General features: G+C 39.6%; 15 protein-coding genes. 3 read left to right on the plus strand and 12 right to left on the minus strand.

Annotation, left to right across the window (positions count from 1 at the left end):
- Positions 1–62: 62 nt before the first annotated feature.
- The 6 genes from J8L98_RS13075 to J8L98_RS13100 all read right to left on the minus strand — a co-directional run bounded on the left by J8L98_RS13075 (position 63) and on the right by J8L98_RS13100 (position 6,583).
- A complete protein-coding gene (locus tag J8L98_RS13075) occupies positions 63–551 on the minus strand; it encodes a DUF3016 domain-containing protein (protein ID WP_210996783.1) in 489 nt (162 codons plus the stop codon).
- Positions 552–956: 405 nt separating this feature from the next.
- Positions 957–1,109, minus strand: coding sequence for a hypothetical protein (locus tag J8L98_RS13080; protein ID WP_210996784.1), 153 nt, complete (start codon positions 1,107–1,109; stop codon positions 957–959).
- A gap of 126 nt (positions 1,110–1,235) precedes the next feature.
- Complete coding sequence (locus J8L98_RS13085) at positions 1,236–4,307, minus strand: efflux RND transporter permease subunit (protein ID WP_210996785.1); 3,072 nt, start codon at positions 4,305–4,307, stop codon at positions 1,236–1,238.
- Complete coding sequence (locus J8L98_RS13090; RefSeq protein WP_192505941.1) at positions 4,307–5,377, minus strand: efflux RND transporter periplasmic adaptor subunit; 1,071 nt, start codon at positions 5,375–5,377, stop codon at positions 4,307–4,309. Before J8L98_RS13090 ends, J8L98_RS13085 begins: the two co-directional genes overlap by 1 nt.
- Positions 5,378–5,386: 9 nt before the next feature.
- A complete protein-coding gene (locus J8L98_RS13095) occupies positions 5,387–6,088 on the minus strand; it encodes a DUF3313 family protein (RefSeq protein WP_210996786.1) in 702 nt (233 codons plus the stop codon).
- A 294-nt stretch (positions 6,089–6,382) separates the two neighbouring features.
- Positions 6,383–6,583, minus strand: a complete 201-nt coding sequence (locus tag J8L98_RS13100) for a hypothetical protein (RefSeq protein ID WP_192505943.1) — start codon at positions 6,581–6,583, stop codon at positions 6,383–6,385.
- A 543-nt stretch (positions 6,584–7,126) separates the two neighbouring features.
- On the opposite strand from J8L98_RS13100, the gene J8L98_RS13105 reads away from it, so the two are divergent.
- Positions 7,127–9,310, plus strand: a complete 2,184-nt coding sequence (locus J8L98_RS13105; protein ID WP_210996787.1) for a winged helix-turn-helix domain-containing protein — start codon at positions 7,127–7,129, stop codon at positions 9,308–9,310.
- Positions 9,311–9,441: 131 nt separating this feature from the next.
- Here the strand turns inward: J8L98_RS13105 and J8L98_RS13110 are convergent, their stop codons facing one another.
- Together J8L98_RS13110 and J8L98_RS13115 are read right to left on the minus strand one after the other, a co-directional pair.
- On the minus strand, positions 9,442–9,648 hold the full coding sequence (locus J8L98_RS13110) for a hypothetical protein (RefSeq protein WP_119859938.1): 207 nt from the start codon (positions 9,646–9,648) through the stop codon (positions 9,442–9,444).
- 555 nt (positions 9,649–10,203) lie between these two features.
- On the minus strand, positions 10,204–11,433 hold the full coding sequence (locus tag J8L98_RS13115) for an AraC family transcriptional regulator (protein WP_210996788.1): 1,230 nt from the start codon (positions 11,431–11,433) through the stop codon (positions 10,204–10,206).
- A gap of 699 nt (positions 11,434–12,132) precedes the next feature.
- Between J8L98_RS13115 and J8L98_RS13120 the strand changes: the two genes are divergently transcribed.
- A complete protein-coding gene (locus J8L98_RS13120) occupies positions 12,133–12,843 on the plus strand; it encodes a hypothetical protein (RefSeq protein ID WP_210996789.1) in 711 nt (236 codons plus the stop codon).
- A gap of 41 nt (positions 12,844–12,884) precedes the next feature.
- Here the strand turns inward: J8L98_RS13120 and J8L98_RS13125 are convergent, their stop codons facing one another.
- From J8L98_RS13125 to J8L98_RS13140, 4 genes are all read right to left on the minus strand, one after another.
- The gene (locus J8L98_RS13125) at positions 12,885–14,252 is read right to left on the minus strand and encodes a hypothetical protein (RefSeq protein WP_210996790.1); all 1,368 of its coding nucleotides are present in this window, start codon (positions 14,250–14,252) and stop codon (positions 12,885–12,887) included.
- Between the two features lie 628 nt (positions 14,253–14,880).
- Entirely contained in the window at positions 14,881–16,530 is a 1,650-nt protein-coding gene (gene groL, locus J8L98_RS13130; protein WP_210996791.1) for a chaperonin GroEL, read from the minus strand.
- 47 nt (positions 16,531–16,577) lie between these two features.
- On the minus strand, positions 16,578–16,865 hold the full coding sequence (locus J8L98_RS13135) for a co-chaperone GroES (protein ID WP_210996792.1): 288 nt from the start codon (positions 16,863–16,865) through the stop codon (positions 16,578–16,580).
- 111 nt (positions 16,866–16,976) lie between these two features.
- The gene (locus J8L98_RS13140) at positions 16,977–17,483 is read right to left on the minus strand and encodes an FxsA family protein (RefSeq protein ID WP_210996793.1); all 507 of its coding nucleotides are present in this window, start codon (positions 17,481–17,483) and stop codon (positions 16,977–16,979) included.
- Between the two features lie 400 nt (positions 17,484–17,883).
- Here J8L98_RS13140 and J8L98_RS13145 point away from each other — a divergent pair, with 400 nt between their 5' ends.
- On the plus strand, positions 17,884–19,674 hold the full coding sequence (locus J8L98_RS13145; protein ID WP_210996794.1) for a protein-disulfide reductase DsbD: 1,791 nt from the start codon (positions 17,884–17,886) through the stop codon (positions 19,672–19,674).
- The last annotated feature ends 167 nt before the right edge of the window (positions 19,675–19,841 follow it).

Consider the following 19,841-nt stretch of genomic DNA (forward strand, 5'->3'; position numbering starts at 1 on the left):
CCCACAAAATGCAAAAGTGATAGAGACTCAGCTCTATCACTTTCAAAAAACACGTGTACATATCAGGATTGTTGGATATATGATTCAATATCCTCTTTAAACCATTCTGTTATTAATCGTTTATCAAAGTACAATACTTCGTCTCGACCAATACGAACTCTGTCCATAAAACCCATATCTTTAATCACTTTGGATTCAGCTTGAGTAAGCACCTCACCCGCTTTATTGGTTAACTTGTAAGTTAACTTCATACGAGGAAAATGAATCGACTTTATAACCCGAATATCATGCATGTTAAAACGTACATCGCCTGCAAGGTCGATATCTTCAAATGTCATATTTAATTTATACCCATGCGGTAAGCGCGTGACAAGCTTATTTACATGCTTATCTAGTTGCCTTTGCACACGTTTATGGAATGCACCTTTTGTTTCATTTGCCGGTCTGACATCTCTATAGTCATTGAAATCTAACCACTTTATTGACACTTCACCCGCACTTACAAAAAGTGGAAAACAAGTCATTAATATCACTAAACATAGTTTGTTCATCTCTTTCTCCTATTAAGCTAACACAGTCAGTTTGCCCAAATTTTACTGAACGAAAACTTAACTTTTTGTGCTTTTACTTAGCTTTACTTGCGTTTACATTTTCATCGTATGTGTAAACGCAAATATTACCCTACCATAAAATAGACAGCGTAAAGTTTGAAAAGTATTCACACGTCACACATTTAAATATTCCAATAAATTGCCGCCTGTATTAGGGGCTGTAGATCTTTGCTGTTCTATTTTTATTCTCTTTGAGCATGCTTTTATCGCGGCGCTTAATATGTGGCCTAGTAATCTAAGCGAATATTAAGCAACAAAGAGAAAGGGGTGCTCAAAAGAACCGGTAGGCAGCGCTTGATTGGCTTTTCTACTGTGTTATCGGCTGACTCACATGGAATAACCATGCTACGCAGCCTCTGCCTTGTATAAAATCCAATCAAACTGCTGCAAAAATGAACCTGAAAGATCAACAGCCCCTAGTGAATGACAGAGCGTCACCGTCACACCATCAACTAAATCTAGCGCACAACAACATGCAACTAAATGACGAAACCACACTAAATAGCTAATACCTTTTTTTAATAAGAGTAATTACAATAAGTTAAATATGAAGTATGAGCACTGATACATAAAAAATGAGCGCTTTGCGCTCATTCTTTTATTAAAATTACATCAAGAATGCAATCAGTACCCCGGCTTATGAGGTAGCCTGAAAAACAGTGCGTACAATACGGGGATAACACCAAGCGTCAATAGTGTTGAAAACAATAGCCCCCCCATAATACTCAATGCCATCGGCTCCCACATTTCCCCTCCACCTAAATAAAGAGGAACCAGACCTAATACCGTTGTGGCAGTCGTCAATAAAATAGGCCTCATACGCGCCTGTGCTGCATTAACGATGGCCTCTATGGGTGAATCTGGTAACTCATCCAATTCAATCTTAATCCGCTCTAACAACACAATCGCGTTATTAATAACGATACCAGCGAGAGAAATAACCCCTAACAATGTCATAAAGCCAAAGAAAGATTGGCCAATCAACAACCCTGCAACAACACCTATGAACCCAAGTGGTATGGTGGCTAACACCATTGCCGATTTGCGAAGTGAATTAAATTGACCGATTAGCAATATAACAATAATTAGAACTGCAATTGGTAGCTTATCTGCGATGGATTGATTTGCTTTCCCCGATGACTCAGCTTCACCACCTAGCGCATAATCATAGCCAAACGGCCACTGTTGCTTTTGCTCATCTAGCCAAGGAGTAATTGCAGCAAACCCTTCGCTTGCCGTGATCCCTTCAACTTGTGCACCTACGACCACTGACTTTAATCTATCACGACGGAATATCTGCGCGTTTTCCCATACCACATGAATATCGGCAACTTGCTTAAGCGGAACCGAGTTTCCAGATGACTGTGAATAAACAACCATCGCCTCAAGTTTGCTAATATCTTGTCTATCTGCTGCAATTGAGCGCAAAGTAACGGGAATGATATCATCCCCTTCTCGATACTGCGTTAGCTCTAAACCACTTAAGCCGGTTTGCAGTGATGTCGCAATATCTTTACTTGATACACCCGCTCTGCGTGCTCTTGTTTGATTAATATCAATCTGTAGTTTTTTTATCGGCATCCCCCAGTCATCGCTAATTGACTTCAAACCAGGTGTTTGTCGCATTTTATCTTTTAACTGGGCAACAATTTGCATTACTTCCACGGTATCACTACCAGACACTCTAAATTCAACAGGATTTGCGATAGGCGCGCCATTTTCAATTTTCCGCTGCTTCAGTAATAAATCAGGGTGACGTGCTAGCGCATAGCCTTCAATGTTCGCCATCATTTCATCGATGATTTTATAAGAAGTCACTGACACTATCATCAGAGCGTAATTTGAACTTGTTGACTCTGGTGTGTGTGTTAACAAAAAGCGAGGACCACCATTACCGATATAACTTACCCATTTAGTGACACCTACTGGTTGCTTTTCATTCACTTGCAGTTGCGATTGTAAATAACCTTCCATATCAGAAACCAATGCTTCAGTCGTCTGCAATCGTGTACCTACAGGCAACTCCAGCTCAACTTTGAAGTAAGCGCGATCTGAGGGAGGGAAAAAAACATTTGGAATTAATTTCAAACCTTGAATGGCCAACAATAGCATGCCAATGCAAACGGCAACTGTTAGCCACCTAAACTTCAGTAGCGTATATAAAATACGCCTGTAACTGCTATAAATCCCCCCCGCATATGGGTTAACATCTTGTTTAATATTCACTTTGGTAAAATAGACACACAGCATCGGGATCATCGTCATCGCCAATAACCAAGAGCACAGTAAAGTGATCGTCACAACTTTAAAGAGTGAGGCTGTATATTCACCCGTTGATGATTCAGCAAGAAAGATTGGCAAGAATGCCGCACCGGTAGTCAGTGAAGAGACCAACAAAGGGACTTTTAATTCGTTGGCAGAATCCACAGCAGCATCTATAGCTCGCTTGCCTTTTTCCATTTGAACCATGATATTTTCTGACATAACAATGCCATTATCTACCAACATTCCCAGCGCGATGATCAATGCAGCCAACGATATTTGATCAATCGAGATATCAAAGAACGACATCACTAATATGCCAAATACCATACTCATGGGGATCAAGCTAGCAACAATCAAACCAGTACGAAAACCTAAACTAAACAACATAACTAAGGTCACAACTAAAATAGCTTGAAATAGATTAGAGACAAAATCATTGACTTTTTGTTCCACCTCTTGTGGCAGGAAAGACAACAGCTTAAACTCAACACCTATTGGGTAAACCCCCTCTAAATAGCGTATACTTTCAAGAACTTGTTCACCTAACGCTAGATTATTTCCACCTGCCCGCATTGAGATAGCCAATGTGAGTCCAGAGTCTGTTCCTACGCGTACTTTGCTTTTCGCCGGATCAACGTAATCTCGGTACACCTTAGCGATATCAGCCAAAGAAATAACTTGATCACTGCCTGGAATATTTATAATCGTTTGTGCGATATCTTCTATGGACTCAAAATTACCACTTGGCTCAAGGGCTAATGTTTCATCATCAATATACAGTGACCCACCTGGGTTAACGATATTTCTCGCCGACAATTGGTCTTTTAACTGATTTGCCGATAACCCAAGGGCCGCCAACCTAGTATTTTCAAACTCTATAAATACACGCTGCTCTTGCGTACCGTAAATATCAACCTTTGCCGCCTCTGGTAGGCGTAAAAAAGCATCTCTGACTTGCTCAGCCACTTCCTCCATTTCTCGATAACTGTATCCTTCGGCCGTTAAACCTATCACGATGCCAAAGACGTCCCCAAACTCATCATTTACGATAGGTGTTTGCGCTCCATTGGGTAAATCTCCTTCAATACTTTGAATTTTTCGTCGTAGGTTATCCCAAATAGGCCGCATATCCTTGTAGCTTTCTTTGATATTCACACTAACAATTGACACACCCGTTTTTGAAGTACTGGTAATAAAGTCTAACTCGGGGATTTGTTGCGCCACCTTTTCAATTTGATCAGTGACCAGCTCTTCAACACGCTGTGGACTCGCACCTGGAAATTGCGTAACCACTTGTGCAGTACGAATGATGAAACCTGGGTCATAATCTTTTGGCATGTTATTAAAAGCCGATAAGCCAAATAGTAACAATGCGGCAAAAATAACCCACGCAGTTCGGTTATTCTCTAATGCTAAACGCGTTATATTCACTATACACCCTCACTGAATTTTACAATTTGCCCTTGCGTTACTTTACTCATACCTGCAGTAACTACATGCACACCTTCCGTCAAACCGGAAATTACCGTAAATCCAAATGGTGTAATATCACCAACATTTATAGGCGTTTTAACTACTTTTCCTTTACCTTGCTCAACACTTGTTACTGTCCAAACAAAGTTACCGCTGCTATCTTTTAATACCGTTTTAATTGGCACATAAATTTTGTTTTTCTGACCTTTTCGTACACTGGCCATGACTCGAGCTGTCATGCCTGGGAGCACGTTATAGCCCGCAGGAGGAAGCATACTCAATGTCACCTCATAGGTTTTTGTCACATCATCGGCTTGTGTACTTACTTCAACAAAACTCAACGGAAACTGTTTCCCAGGTATCGCAGCAAACTCAGCAAATATTTGTGCTGGCGTTTCTTTTGATACTCTCACCATCATACTTTCTGGCACATTAATTTTTAGGTTAATACGCTCAATATCCTGTAACGTTGCGATTGTTTGCTTCGCCTGGACCTCTTCAAATTTTTCTATATGTGTTCGTGCCACCACCCCACTAAACGAGGCATGCAACATCGTATAGTCCAAATTATTATTCGCTGTTGCCAGCTTACTTTTTGCACTGGCAAACTGTGCTTTTAGCTGATCATAATCCGCTTGAGAAATAGTACCCGAAGTTATGAGTTGCTTTGCCCGCCCAAAATCAGCTTCAGCTTTATCAAATGCTGCTTGAGCTTCATCTAAGGCTAATTTATAGTTGGTATCGTCCAGCTGAGCAATCACGTCGCCTTTTTGAACCTCCTCACCTTGTTTGAACAATAAAGAGATAACTTCTCCCGCGACTTTAAAAGATAAGTCAGCCGTATTTGCCGCATCCACCACTGCTGGAAACTCTTGCAGAGGACCATCATGATGAACAGCCACAGTCATCACTCGCACAGGTCTAAGTACCGGTTCGTCACTCTGTTGAGTCACTTGCTCACTGCATGCGCTAACCATCGCTAATAAAATGCCGGAAAACAACACGTGTTTAGTTCGTTTATAATTCATATTGGGCTCCTAGTTTTGCGCCATTTTATTTTTTGTCATACTGCTAACAAAGTTGTTAACCCAAATATCCAATACAGCTTTCACCGCTTGGACATTTTCTTCGCCATTCGCTTTAATGACCGCTTCAAGTTGCTTGCTGGCCGTCATCATAAATACAGGTTCAATTTGCTCAGCAATATAGAAAGCTGACTCTAAAGATACTGAAGTAACCACTTCGGTTTGCTCTGTCGCAGCTAAGTACGCGCTTTTACCAGCGTTGTAAACAAGCTTAACGGGAACAAAATCTCGCACATCTAACGATGTTTCTTGAAAATCAATATTCGTAAAGGCACCTTTTACAACCAATGTATTCTCGCTGAGTACCGATGGTTTAATGGTAACGACTTGGTAATATGGTGACAGCTTCTTTTGCAACTGAGATTGCATATAATGACTTAACTTAATTATATGAGATTGATTAATCGATAAAAATTCTGCGTTATCATTCGCGTTTAGCCACACTTCAAACTTCGGCAAGTAGATGGTGTTGATTTTCTGCATTCGCGCTTTATTCAGTTGAGGCGAACGGTACATTAACACATCAGGGTATTCTTCATTTGGTTTAAGTAATTGATAATCTTCTAAGAACCCAGTTTGTGTGTGTTGCACCGAACTACATGCACTAACAAACAAGCCAAAAAGAATGATACATATCATACGAATGAGAGGCATATAAAAGCTCCATTTAGAACACTTAATAACAATTGCACTATAAAAACATCAATTAGCTTATCCATACATGACGTAAATGTACGTATTTGCAAATAAATGTAACCTAGTCGATTAAATTGTAAGTATAGAGATAAGGTAGAAAAAAAGAGACGAGAAGTCTATGAGTATATTTAGTATGGGTTGAGTATGTGCTGCAAATTGATCCCCAGTGTGATCGTGTGTTTACCTTCGAGTATTACCACTTTTATTACCAAAAAGCAGCTCTATTGAGCTGCCCAAACCTTAGTAAATGAATTAACAGATACCTGTAATATTACACACTTGATCAGGCCCTGGTGCCGAAAAGCAATCAGCTGAACAAGCTTGTGATTCAACTGGACAGCGATAAGATTGGTAACTGCTACCACCGGCTATATTCGGTGTCATATGATCTGCAATTGCAGTGCTATCTTTGGTCAAGGTTTTTAATTGCGTTTTTTTTAGTTTGATATTCATTTGTTATTCCTTTTATTTTTCCTTGGATATAAATATTTTCATATCCCCCAATTCAAAATTACAGATAAAAGGAACAAAAAACAACAAAAAATATACAACTAGTACAAATAAACACCTAGCCGTCACATCCTCTATCAGCTAGCCACTTATCATACCCCTCTTTTTTATTATCAATACCCTAACATCGCAACCAAACTGATCATATCAATATGAATTGTATTACCCCTTTTCTTTCCAGTTTGCTTTAACCTGCAATGATAATTTATTAATGGTAACCTTTTGAATATAGAGTGTGGGACTACACCCCCTTAATATTCAGAATGTTAGATTACTTTTAAATGATACGTAATGGTGTCGTACCAACAAACTTAATCGGTATTGCGTCAAACGCTTAGTGTTAGCATGACACCATACCACCAAATAAAATTGCATTAATATCAAACCGTTGCAATATTTAACTTGGTAGTAATTGCAAGTATGCTAAAGTGCTTTTTCGTTAAATGTACATTTTAATTATTCATTTTCTTTCTTAATAGAGGCTATATGGCAGAGCAATATTGGATTGGTGACTTCTTTATTGACGTTTCTAGAAATCAAATTACCAAAAGTATGCAACCTCAAGTCATTGCACCCAAAGCATTAGCTGTTTTGACCTACTTAGCTGAGAATCAAGGCCAAGTTGTCAGCCATGACGCACTATTAAGCGCTGTTTGGCAAGATACCATTGTATCCACTAACACACTCCAAAGAAGTATCGCACAATTGAGAAAAGCATTAGGGGATGATGGTAAAGGTCAGGCTTATATTAAAACCCATGCCAAACAAGGATACAGTTTAGAATGTGAAGTAAAGTGGCATAAAGATGCTCAACCCACAACATGGCTGGTAAGTAACCCAAGTCCCATACAAGACAATCACACTGATACCGCATTAGTGAATAAATCGCCCATTACTGATGTCGAGTGCATGCACACAGTACATGACGAACCAAGTGAACATAGTCATGATCCACACCCTTTATCACGCTTGAAGCGCATTTCTCTACCACTTATGCTTTGCATCATCATGCTCATGACTATCGGATACTTCTCGTATACTGCTCAGCAACGCCCAACACTCTCTTTTTCTGAGCTGCGCGCATTAACCGCCACCGACAATAAAGAAAGCGCAGGTATTTATTCACCGGATGGCCAATACATTGTTTTTCATCGTTATTCACAAGCCTACTGCGTTAACAATATTTGGGCTAAAAATATCGAAACACAACAAGAGTTTCGGTTAACCAAAAACTTAGATACATTTGGTAGCCATAGTTTTTCCCATGATGGTAAAACATTGGCTTTTATTCAAAAAATTGACTGCAGCAAACCTATCACTCAAAAAAAATGCTATAAGCTTATGAGTTTGGATTTTCACGAAGCCATTAAGTCTGCTCAATCGCCCCGTCAAATGATGGAATGCAATAACTCAGAAATAAGAACGCCAAGATGGCTAAATAATAATGCCATCGCCTTATTACAAAAAACGTCAGATCGTTGGAAGTTAATTAACTATTCCGTCAGTGACAATACCACTGAAGTTATCTATGAACTCACAAGTGGAAACATAATCTATTATGATTACTCTGTAGCTGACGACCTCTTTGCAGTCACCACGGTGCATGAGGATGGTCATTACTATATAAAAATCTTAGCCACTGATGGACACCTTATTTCCAGTCATCGCATTAAAAAGCCACCTGGAATAAAAAGCTTTAGATTTATTACCCCGAACTTCTCCCCGCTTAAAGAACAACTCGTTTTTAGTACGGGTAAGCAATTGTTTACCTTGAGCTATGATGGTGAAGTACGTCAAGTAAGCTTACCTTTGGATGAACCGATGGGCACGCCCATATTCCATCCGAATGGGGAGCGTATGTTAGTCATTAAAGGATACTACGACAGTGATATCGCCACAAAATCACTGTCTCCAATAGCACAAGAAAACGACCCGTCCATTATTGAACGCTCCAACGTCGGAGAAGCAAATGCTGTGCAACAGCCTTATGGTGAATTGATAGCCTACCGTTCTGAACGCTCTGGTGAAGATCAAATTTGGTTAACTGATGGCAACCACTCAAGACAACTCAGTCGGTTCCCTATGGACACCTATATTTATGGTATTGATTGGTCAGCCGATGGCCAGAGCCTGTTGGTTAATGCCAATAATGCCTTAGTAAAAATCGAGCTTAATTCAGAACATCACCCTTATGTCTTCCCTTTTCAAGTACGACAGCTTTTTCAGTGGGACAGCGATGCGCATAAGGCTTTAGCGCTCGTAAGAGTAAAAGGTATCATAGAGTTTGCAGAGCTTAATTTAACCGACTCGACAATGCGGATCCTCACCGATAAACCTGTTTATTGGGCTGTAAAGAGTGACAATGGTACGCTTGTCTATCTAGACCATATGGAGCGATTTTGGCGCTCTGGACCTATTGAAGATACAACCATTGACGCCCTGAATAATCAAGGTAGCGATACTTATCGCTTTGTAATACAAAACAATACGCTTTATGGCGTTAACGATGACCTACAATTGTGGTCGTACTCACTTGAAGAAAACCAGTTTAAACACATTGGAGAATTACCTAAAACCTTAGATTATTTAACCGATATCAATCAAACCCAGCTTTTTATGACTTTGAGAATTTCAGCAAAAAAAGAAGTGGCTGAACTTCTTTTAAAATAATGGAGCCGTCGTATAAGGCGATACGCTTGAATGTAAAAAAGCCCAAGCAAAAGCTTAGGCTCTTTTACATGTAGTAATACGTAAAATAACTGACTAAAAGACAACTGTCTCTGAGCCTATTCACGATAAACTTACCAGTTTATCTCTACATAATATGATTCATTTGATAACCAGATGCTTACCCGCTCTACATTGGCCGCAAATAAAGTCAGGGCTTGTTTCAATTTTTTTTCTTCAACCTCATGACTATTAAATACCACACTCACACTTGAAAGTTCTTGCTCACTACTCACTTTCATCGCGTTTGAGATACGGTTAGTAATTTCATCAATCTGCATATCACATTCTCATCAGTAAACTGTACTTTATAATTGCTGCCCTCAAGAACCCATTATAGGCACAATTCAAGTCCAGCGACACTAAGTTACTAAGTTACTAAGTTCATTACTACCGATTTTTTCATTTTTAGCAATAAAGTTAATATTTTACCTTTTTGGGATAGCGCTTCCAAAGCCATCATTCTTATTTGCTGAATGTATTTTCTCGCCTGCATCATGGTGCTTTTTTAATCGATGTGCACTTAAAAATACACATAAGGCCCATGTCCTTCATTTTCTGCTTTTCTTTTTTTACCCTATTCACCAGGCCTTTCATTTTGTTTGATCATTATTTAATGGCCTTTTCTAAGCTGTAAATCAAGGTGCCAGAAAATACTAAAACTGGCCATAAGTAGGTGACGCTTTAGCTAATTAAGATACAGCCAAACATATCGCGAAATGACTGTTGCCTATTAGTTGGCGGTTTATTATTTTACTAAACTGCTCGCATATTTCATCATCTAAGTCGTTCAATAAACAGCGTCCTCCCTATTAACTCCAAAGTTCAAGCTCTCTCTATTTGCTAGCTTTTAATGATGAACAATGCTGTTTTCGAAACTCCCTCGGGCTCAACCCCACCTCTTGTTTAAATGCTTTATAAAAGGAAGACCTAGCATTAAATCCAACTTCAAGTGCCACTTCCAAGATGGTACTTTTATTTTCTAAAATTTTAGGCTTAGCTGCTTCAATACGCCATTGATTAATAAAATCAAAAAAGTTTGTTGATAACGTTTCATTGAGTGTTTGAGAAATGTAATTTGGTGAAATGGTAAGATGCCGTGATAGTTTCTGTAACGATAATGTCGAATCTAAATATAGCGCTTCGGTTTTCATTACATCATTCATTTTGATAGCAATTCGATTAGCCTGCTCAACACTCAGCGCTGAACGTTGATACTTTTTATTTTCTCTCTCTGCTAACGCTATCTTATTAACCTTTATTGCCTCAACGCGTTCGTTACACTCTAGCCTATCTTCACCTTGACACAATTCGCGATCACTCTCTTCCTCATATTCCAGTAAGCCAGATTTTTGCTGCAAACCATAATGAGCCGCGCTCCAAATTAATAGCAATGACAACACAGCCTCAGCTCTAACATTAAATAGCAAGCTATTCATTACATTAGAATAAAAGGCAGTCGACAGGATCAAAAGCCAAATACTCCCCGCTATGAAAAGCAGCCAATTTAACTCTTTTCCCTCATGATTTGAAAAAGTATCTTTTAATCTCTTTTTATAAAGAATTAAACGGCGCACAATAAGGTAAGTGGTATAAATACATTGCCCGAGCCAAAGCACCATAATGACTAATAAGCTAATACTAACAACAATCCCGATAGGGGTTGTCGCATCCAGATCATCAATAAATAGTGCCGTATGTTCCTCCTTTGATAGCAAAAACATCATCGCGCTCACTAACAACCCAGGTAAAAGCAATGCAAAGTGGCGGCTATGAGCACGATTTATTTTCCACCGCTGGTGCGAAGTTATTCCTTCAACATAAAGCCATAAACACGGACATAACAACAACAAAGTAGGAAACGCCAATGCACTAAAAACCTGATACTCTTCCAAAAATTGAATACGTACAATCGGCACCATGGCTAAAACACCACATGCTAATAGAAACAATGCGAGTGGTAAATTTACAGGTAAATGCTTCACCTTCCCAAGTAATACTGGAACGCTTAACAACACCTGCCCAACCATTACTAAAGTCAATACCAGTATTACTGGATCAATCAAACCTTACGCCCTACTAAAATAGCAATAAAAACAAAGTACTGATTATATTTATTTTAATTAAAATAAACATAAAAATGTCCACGCTTGCAGTCAAAGATGACAATAAAAGTTAAAAGCTATACCAAGGTAACCTTCAGCGAACATGACAATCTTAAACATTATATGTGAGCAGCCTTAATGATGCTCAATCAATGCACACCACTTTTCCAGTTTATTTAGTCGCTTACTTAGATTAGTGATTAGCGCTTAATAACAATTAAAAGAGGGAGTTGTAAGTGTAGACTGGGCAATAAAAAACCCGAATATTGCTATTCGGGCTTTTTATTACATGATTTTAACTACAGATATTTGGGTTAAAACCCGCTTACATCATGCCGCCCATATAGAGCTTAAGCTGTTATTTTTATAAAATTATTAACATGGGAGAAAGTGGCGATAGCCCACTTTATACCCCTAGGGTGAAATAAAGAATAAATTTATTTATTTTTCATCCGCGTCTCTATGTCAACTGAGCGGCAAATGGTGCTACCAAAAAAGACAATTAACACTTTTGTCGTTGCATAATAATTCACAACCAAACATAAATTGAAATAAACTAAAAATCAACTTTGTACTTTTCGATTTTATAGTTGAATATACTCAAGAAAATATTTAACGTGTCGATAACAAGTTAAGATTGCAAAGTACAAGGAAAAAAGTATGGAAATTGGTACACAGGGTGGTAATTTGGTACAATCAGCCGCCCCTCCCGTTAGCAAGGGGCAAGCGTCACCACAAAGCAGTAAAGCTGAACTGTCAAATCAACAAGGGATGCTTGCAGACGTCTATCATAAAAACTCCGTCAAAGATCCTACACCAACTTATGATCGACCCGTCTCCATATCATCTAGCGATGAAGTTGTAAAAAAAACGGTAGATGAAGCGCTTGATGATATCGCGCTTGCAACCGTTCACCTGTACACACCAGGCGGAGATCTTTCTCAATCAGTTGAGCGAATGACTAAGCAATACGAAAATATTATTTCTGAGCTGAATGAACAGCAACCACAGCTAACAAATAAAGATTGGGGCATTTCGATAACGGAATCTGGCGAATTACAAGTTACAGGCTCTTTAACGGAAGATGAGCGAACATTGGTAGAGCAAACTTTAAATGGAAACGATGAGTTTGTTGCCGCTGCGAATGAGTTTAAGTCTAGCTATTTGAAGTATATTGATATGGAAGTACGTGGCTGGGCAAAATATGACGTTAACAAAGAAAACTTTTCGCAAGTTTTTGATCTTAAAGATATGTTAGGGAGTTCAAAGGCCGATGATGAGTTTAAAAGCGCATGGGGTTACGAAAGTAATTGGATGCAGTTGCACGATAATATTTCTGCGCAACTGAATAGTAAAGCAAGTAAATACTGATAGACAAAGGGCTTCTAAACAACATAGAAGCCCTCATATTGTTATGATGGGTTACTAGAAATCAGATCTTGATCACAAATGTGGCCAAAGTAAACATAAGGTACATTGTCACCGCCAATACCGATGGTATCTAATCTATCTTTCTCATCTAGACCTCTGTTTGTTGGAATGTCTATGCGCCATAGGCCCACTTCAACATCAGAGCGCCATTCATTTTTATACCCAAAGCTATATTCGGTATGTTCAATGCCTGTCGCATTTGAGTGACAAGCGCCTAGGCTGATTTGCTCTGAGATAGCACCGTTGCTATCGGAGTTTACTTTGTAAGTTGTCAAAGTGTTCTGAGGATCATTGACATTTTTAATAAAGGTGAATTGTGCGACAGCTCCTTCAATTGGTGCGCCCGTTGTATCTTTGAGTATCAATGACCAGTTTAACTGTCTATATGCTTGCGTTGTAAGATATGGACCTGAGTACTTTCTTACCGAATAAGGAATGCGATTAACGTTACTCTCACCCGTAATAACATGGTTGCTAAAAGATGCGACTATAGATGCGATGTTAAGCGTATAGTTATTTTCTGGGTTAGCTGGTAACGCTTTATTCGCGCTGACTCTTAAATTAATTGACTGGTTTTCTTGTAAATCAGAAATGATTCGATAGGTATTAGGTGTTACAGGCACCCATCCATTATTATAAATTTCAATAACATATTCATCACTTAAACCATCAAAAAAGCTCAGTGATAAATCTTGACCTCTTACCGCAGTAAATTGATAATAATCAACATCGTTAATACTGTCCATATTACCAGTAATCGAATTTTGCCTGTCTGGCAGTACCGTTGATAGAGCCAAAGTATCGTTAAACTCGTAAGGGTCTAGGTCGTTAGCTACTGCCGCTCCAAAGTTATATGCTGCCCCATCGGACTCAACAACTTCCATAAACCAGTAATAGTGTCCTGGTTCCGTGAGTGCTACAACTACTTCATCTTGGTTATCAGGATTTGCTGAGCTACCGATTGCTGTAAACGTATTATCTAGATTATGTTTGATAATACTTAAATTCACATTAGTTCCTTGAGACTGACCTACTAACAAGGCTGTAGTCTTGCTTCTTTCAGTAATTTCAAAGTGATAACATACATTATCTCCGGCAGTAGAGTTGCTAAGTGTATATAAGTTCCCAGTAAGGAGCGTTGGACAGGCTGGTGTAATTGTATTAGTCGTTTCTGATTGAACTGACCCCCTAGAAAAACGTTTAGTTTGCATAGCCACAGCAGGGGTGTTTAAATCGTTATTAATAAATTTATTAACCTGCCCTGCATTTTCCAAATCGTGGTCAATGGCAAGAGTATGCGTTGAAGCTAGAATTGAGAAAAGAGAAAGCGAAAGTGCATGTTTTTTCATATTAAATATCCTTTTTAAATTTATATTGCGCAAACAAAATAAACATAAATTTAAAAGTTTGCAATTGTTAATTTTCAACAAATAACCTTCGTTTAATATAGTTCTCCGAATTCAGATAGAGCTGGGCCCCATTGGTTGGTAGTTTTTAGAATTCTTTGTTATTTCATTAGAATACAACTAAGGGGAATGACACGTGAGCAAAGAATTAGATTGAGACAAAGCAGTTGAAGCCCTGCGTTCAGGCCAAGACCTAACCGGTAAAGATGGCTTTTTAACGCCCCTTATCAAGCAAATAACAAATTATTTATCTAAGTACGTGTGCTAAATTTTTGGGAGCTTTTCTGATAATAAACACACCACTCATGGTTCAAAGGTGAGAAGAGATCAACTAGTTAAACTAAAGCCACTAGCTAGAGAAAAGTAGTATTTTAGGGAGCAACGCCAATTCATGCTGTCCCTATGTTATTTGATCTGTCACTTAATTCCTATTAAACAGACAAGTGGGCGTTAAATCGATACCCCACTTTATACCCCTAAAATGATCACGCTTGAGCAAATTACATACACAAAAAAACCCTAACATCAAACTGTTAGGGTTTTTCTAAAAAGCGAACTGGGCCGATTTTTACTACATCATACCGCCCATTCCACCCATGCCGCCCATGCCGCCCATATCTGGTGCTGCTGGTGCTGCTTCTTGTGGAATTTCTGCAACCATTGCTTCAGTGGTGATCATAAGACCTGCAATCGATGCTGCAAATTGTAGTGCAGAGCGAGTTACTTTAGTTGGGTCAAGAATACCCATTGCAATCATATCGCTGTATTCGCCATTTGCCGCGTTGTAACCGTAGTTACCTTCACCACCTTTCACGTTGTTAACAACAACAGACGCTTCATCACCCGCATTTGATACGATTTGACGAAGTGGTGCTTCCATCGCACGAAGTGCTACTTTAATACCGTGGTTTTGGTCTTCGTTGTCACCTAGTAGTTCTGTAAGCTTGTTCGCTACACGTACTAGCGCAACACCACCACCAGGTACCACACCTTCTTCAACCGCTGCACGTGTTGCATGTAATGCATCTTCTACGCGGTCTTTTTTCTCTTTCATTTCAACTTCAGTCGCTGCACCAACTTTAATCACTGCAACACCGCCAGCAAGTTTCGCCATACGCTCTTGCAGCTTTTCTTTGTCGTAGTCTGACGTTGCTTCTTCAATTTGTGCTTTAATTTGTGAAACACGACCGTCGATACCGTCTTGCTCACCTGCACCATCAATGATGGTTGTGTCATCTTTAGTGATAACAACGCGCTTAGCAGTACCTAAGTCTTCAATCGTTGATTTCTCAAGCTCTAGACCAATCTCTTCAGAGATAACAGTACCACCAGTTAGAGTTGCGATGTCTTGTAGCATTGCTTTACGACGATCACCAAAGCCTGGCGCTTTAACCGCAGCAACTTTAACGATACCACGCATGTTATTGACTACCAGAGTTGCCAGTGCTTCACCTTCAAGGTCTTCAGCAATAATAAGTAATGGCTTACTTGTTTTAGCAACCGCTTCTAAAGTAGGAAGTAATTCACGAATGTTCGAAACTTTCTTATCTACTAAAAGAATCAGTGGGCTATCTAGCTCAACAGCGCCTTTTTCTGCGTTATTAATGAAGTAAGGAGAAAGATAACCACGGTCGAACTGCATACCTTCAACAACATCCAGTTCATTTTCTAGAGATTGACCTTCTTCTACTGTGATAACGCCAGACTCACGGCCTACACGCTCCATTGCATTGGCAATGATTTCACCAATTTCTTTATCTGAGTTTGCAGAGATAGTACCTACCTGAGCAATGGCTTTAGTATCTGCACATGGCACTGATAATGTTTTAAGCTCAGCAACCGCAGCAATAACTGCTTTATCGATACCACGCTTAAGGTCCATTGGGTTCATACCCGCAGCAACGGCTTTTAAGCCTTCGTTTACGATAGACTGAGCCAATACTGTTGCTGTCGTTGTACCGTCACCTGCTGCATCATTTGCTTTAGATGCAACTTCTTTTACCATTTGTGCACCCATGTTCTCAAACTTGTCTTCAAGTTCAATCTCTTTTGCAACAGATACACCATCTTTAGTGATAACTGGTGCGCCAAATGACTTGTCTAAAATAACGTTGCGGCCTTTAGGACCTAAAGTAACTCGTACTGCGTTCGCTAGTGTGTTTACACCCGCAAGCATCTTTGTGCGTGCGTCGTTTGCAAAGAATACTTCTTTTGCTGCCATGATTAAATTCCTCTAAATTTGAATGCTTTGAAAGTTGAAAAGTAGGGTTAGCCTACAATGCCTAAGATGTTGTCTTCACGCATGATCAGGTACTCTTGACCTTCGATCTTTTCAGTTTTTTCAACGTAAGAACCAAACAGTACTGTGTCGCCTGCTTTTACTTCTAGAGCTCTTACTTCGCCATTGTCTAAAACACGGCCGTTACCCACAGCAACCACTTCACCGCGTGTTGATTTTTCTGCAGCAGAGCCAGTTAATACAATACCACCAGCAGATTTTGTTTCTTCTTCAAGACGCTTGATGATTACACGGTCATGTAAAGGACGAATATTCATAAAATTTGTTCTCCTAACAGTTTCTGCACATAACAGAAAAAAAGTTCATTTTCAGTTGCCATCATTAATGGGGATGGCATTTTTAAAATCCAAGTAAAAATTGTAATTTTTTTAATCTTTTCGCTGATACTCGCCTTCAATTGTGCTTGATTGCTCTTGCACACCTTCCGGTTTATCAAACGATGATTGTGGTTGCTCAAATGGATTTTGTTGCGCATGATGCGAAAAGCCATCTTGCTGAGCAGACATTTTTGCATGCATTTGCGCACCAATTTGTTTCACCAGTGCATTCGCTAAGTGCACTCGAATAGCGGGCGTTAATAACATAAAACCGATTACATCAGTCATAATTCCCGGCGTCATCAACAAGACGCCAGCAATGATCACACATAAGCCACTGAATAACTCACTTGCAGGCATTTGCCCTTGCGCCATTTGCCCTTGCACATTTGAGAATGCACTGAGACCTTGTTTTTTTACCAACTTGGCACCCAATACCGCAGTCAATACCACCAATGCAATGGTTGCGACGCCACCAATAACATCGCTAACTTGAATCAACAACGCAATCTCTATAATGGGAACAACAATAAACAGCACAAATAAAATTCGAAACATACTTTCTCCTAATTCCTATGAAAGATAAATATGGGTGACAAGGTCTCATTTCAAGCCAGCGCAATCTGCTTGGGAATTTTGAGTCTATCCGCTACTATGAGGCTGATTCAAACGACCCAAATATAATGTCTCTATGATGCCATATTTATGAGTATGATTTAACTCACTGTGTCTATCATATCCACATTCATATGCAGGCTTAATAAATAATTGATTTCATTCAATGTAAAAGGGAACATTTCTTTCACATTGAGGTCTGCCATAGATATGGCAAAAGTTAAGTAACACGCAATATAACATCTGTGTTGTTACTCACACACAATCAGATAACATCACACCTTAATGCCAAGCATTCGCAATGTGCATAAGTCGTTACTGATATAGATGAGGTACTCAATAAATGAGATTGTTGGTTTTTCTTTTTTCTTTACTGTGGTTACTGCCAGTACATGCATCAAATACTGTCTTGGATAGCTTACTTGCACCTAAGCAAGATACGTTTTTACCCGTTGATGAAGCGTTCAAGTTTGACTTTGATCAACAAGGCAACATCCTATTTATTGGCTGGGAAATTGAACCTGGTTACTACATTTATCAAAAAAAGATTGAAATTATTGCCAAAGAGGCGTCTATTTCAGTGCCTGAGCTCGCACCAGGTCAAGAGATTGAAGATGAATTTTTTGGCAGAACGCAAGTGTATTTTGATTCATTCTCAGTGGTATCTAAACTTAGTGCCATACAAGACAATGCTGTTGTTAAAATTCGCTATCAAGGCTGCGCCGAGGCTGGCTTATGCTACCCACCAGAAGTCATCACAGTGCCACTTACACCGCTATTGACTGAATCTGATGCAAACACCACGAACACAACCCAGGAAGCGCCACTCAAGGATGCTAACACTCTCAACAGTAGCGATGATTTATCATTTACGGAGCAACTCGCCCAACAAAGCTTTTTAACTAATTTGGCGATCTTTTTTGTGGTTGGTGTTGGCTTGGCATTTACACCCTGCGTTTTTCCTATGTTTCCCATTTTGTCGAGCTTAATTGCAGGACAACAAGGGCTATCAACTAAAAAGGCATTTCGATTATCATTTGTTTATATCCAAGGTATGGCTGTCACCTATGCCGCTTTGGGTTTAGTGGTTGCCGCACTAGGTGGTCAAGTGCAGGGTTATATACAGCATCCCGCCGTGTTAATTAGTTTCAGCTTATTGTTCGTATTATTAGCCATGTCGATGTTTGGTTGGTACGAAATTAAACTACCCAGCGGTATGATGAATAGACTGACCTCTGTCAGTAACAAACAACAAGGCGGGAGCTATTTAGGTGTATTTTCTATGGGTGTATTATCTGGTTTAATCGCCTCACCTTGCACAACGGCGCCTTTGTCCGCAGCATTACTCTATGTTGCACAAAGTGGTGACTATGTTGTTGGCGGTGTAACCTTATATGTTCTCAGCCTAGGTATGGGGCTGCCCTTACTATTACTCGGTACATCAGGCGGTAAACTATTACCAAAAGCTGGCGGCTGGATGGAGCAAGTCAAAACCCTATTCGGATTTATCATGTTAGTGGTGCCATTGATCTTGCTTGAGCGTATTTTAGCGTTTGACACTATTTTACTCATGGCCGCGGGCTTAATGGCCGCAACAGCGCTGTATTTACATTATTGGCAAAGCACGCAAACCGCGGGCAAGCTCAAAACTCTACTTTGGGCACTCGCAAGTGGTTTACTATTAACAAGTGTATTAACAGCCAAGCACGTTATGCTTCCGAGTCAAAATGCGTCAGTACAATCCACTGAAGTAGCCGACAAAAAAGGATTTACCCTACTCGCTGATTTGGCAGCGCTTAAAGTTGCCACCAAAGAAGCAAACGATAACGGCCAAATTGCGATGGTCGACTTGTATGCTGACTGGTGCGTAGCCTGTAAAGAATTTGAAAAATACAGCTTCCCTGCAGATAACGTCCAAGCTGAGTTTAAACACTTCTCGCTATTGAAACTTGATCTCACCGACACAAATGATACCAGCATTGAGATCATGGAAGAGTATACGGTATTCGGATTACCCAGCATTTTATTTTTCGACAAAGAGGGTAATGAAATGCCCGAACTACGAGTAACAGGCTTTTTAGGTGCCGATGAATTTTCTGCTCACTTAAAAAAAGTACGTAACGCGCTACAATAAACTCTCTAAAGGTTAAGCAAACGCTTAACCTTTTTCCCTTCAAGCCTCTCTCATTAGACCAGTATTTTGCTGCTATTTACCCCGAACTCTCTATAATAGTCTGCGAACGTGAGAAAAAGTTGCTATTTCTCGTTGAACAGCTTAAGTTAACTAACATCATAAGCTAA

The organism is Pseudoalteromonas sp. MMG013, from assembly GCF_018100885.1.
Taxonomy (GTDB): Bacteria; Pseudomonadota; Gammaproteobacteria; order Enterobacterales; family Alteromonadaceae; genus Pseudoalteromonas; species Pseudoalteromonas aurantia.

Excerpts from the sequence above, each read along its gene's own strand:
- J8L98_RS13110 (WP_119859938.1), bottom strand. The coding sequence starts at position 9,648 with ATGCAGATTGATGAAATTACTAACCGTATCTCAAACGCGATGAAAGTG.
- J8L98_RS13120 (WP_210996789.1), top strand. The coding sequence starts at position 12,133 with ATGGAAATTGGTACACAGGGTGGTAATTTGGTACAATCAGCCGCCCCT.
- J8L98_RS13075 (WP_210996783.1), bottom strand. The coding sequence starts at position 551 with ATGAACAAACTATGTTTAGTGATATTAATGACTTGTTTTCCACTTTTT.
- J8L98_RS13095 (WP_210996786.1), bottom strand. The coding sequence starts at position 6,088 with ATGCCTCTCATTCGTATGATATGTATCATTCTTTTTGGCTTGTTTGTT.
- J8L98_RS13140 (WP_210996793.1), bottom strand. The coding sequence starts at position 17,483 with ATGTTTCGAATTTTATTTGTGCTGTTTATTGTTGTTCCCATTATAGAG.
- J8L98_RS13145 (WP_210996794.1), top strand. The coding sequence starts at position 17,884 with ATGAGATTGTTGGTTTTTCTTTTTTCTTTACTGTGGTTACTGCCAGTA.
- J8L98_RS13125 (WP_210996790.1), bottom strand. The coding sequence starts at position 14,252 with ATGAAAAAACATGCACTTTCGCTTTCTCTTTTCTCAATTCTAGCTTCA.
- J8L98_RS13100 (WP_192505943.1), bottom strand. The coding sequence starts at position 6,583 with ATGAATATCAAACTAAAAAAAACGCAATTAAAAACCTTGACCAAAGAT.
- J8L98_RS13090 (WP_192505941.1), bottom strand. The coding sequence starts at position 5,377 with ATGAATTATAAACGAACTAAACACGTGTTGTTTTCCGGCATTTTATTA.
- J8L98_RS13105 (WP_210996787.1), top strand. The coding sequence starts at position 7,127 with ATGGCAGAGCAATATTGGATTGGTGACTTCTTTATTGACGTTTCTAGA.
- J8L98_RS13135 (WP_210996792.1), bottom strand. The coding sequence starts at position 16,865 with ATGAATATTCGTCCTTTACATGACCGTGTAATCATCAAGCGTCTTGAA.
- groL (WP_210996791.1), bottom strand. The coding sequence starts at position 16,530 with ATGGCAGCAAAAGAAGTATTCTTTGCAAACGACGCACGCACAAAGATG.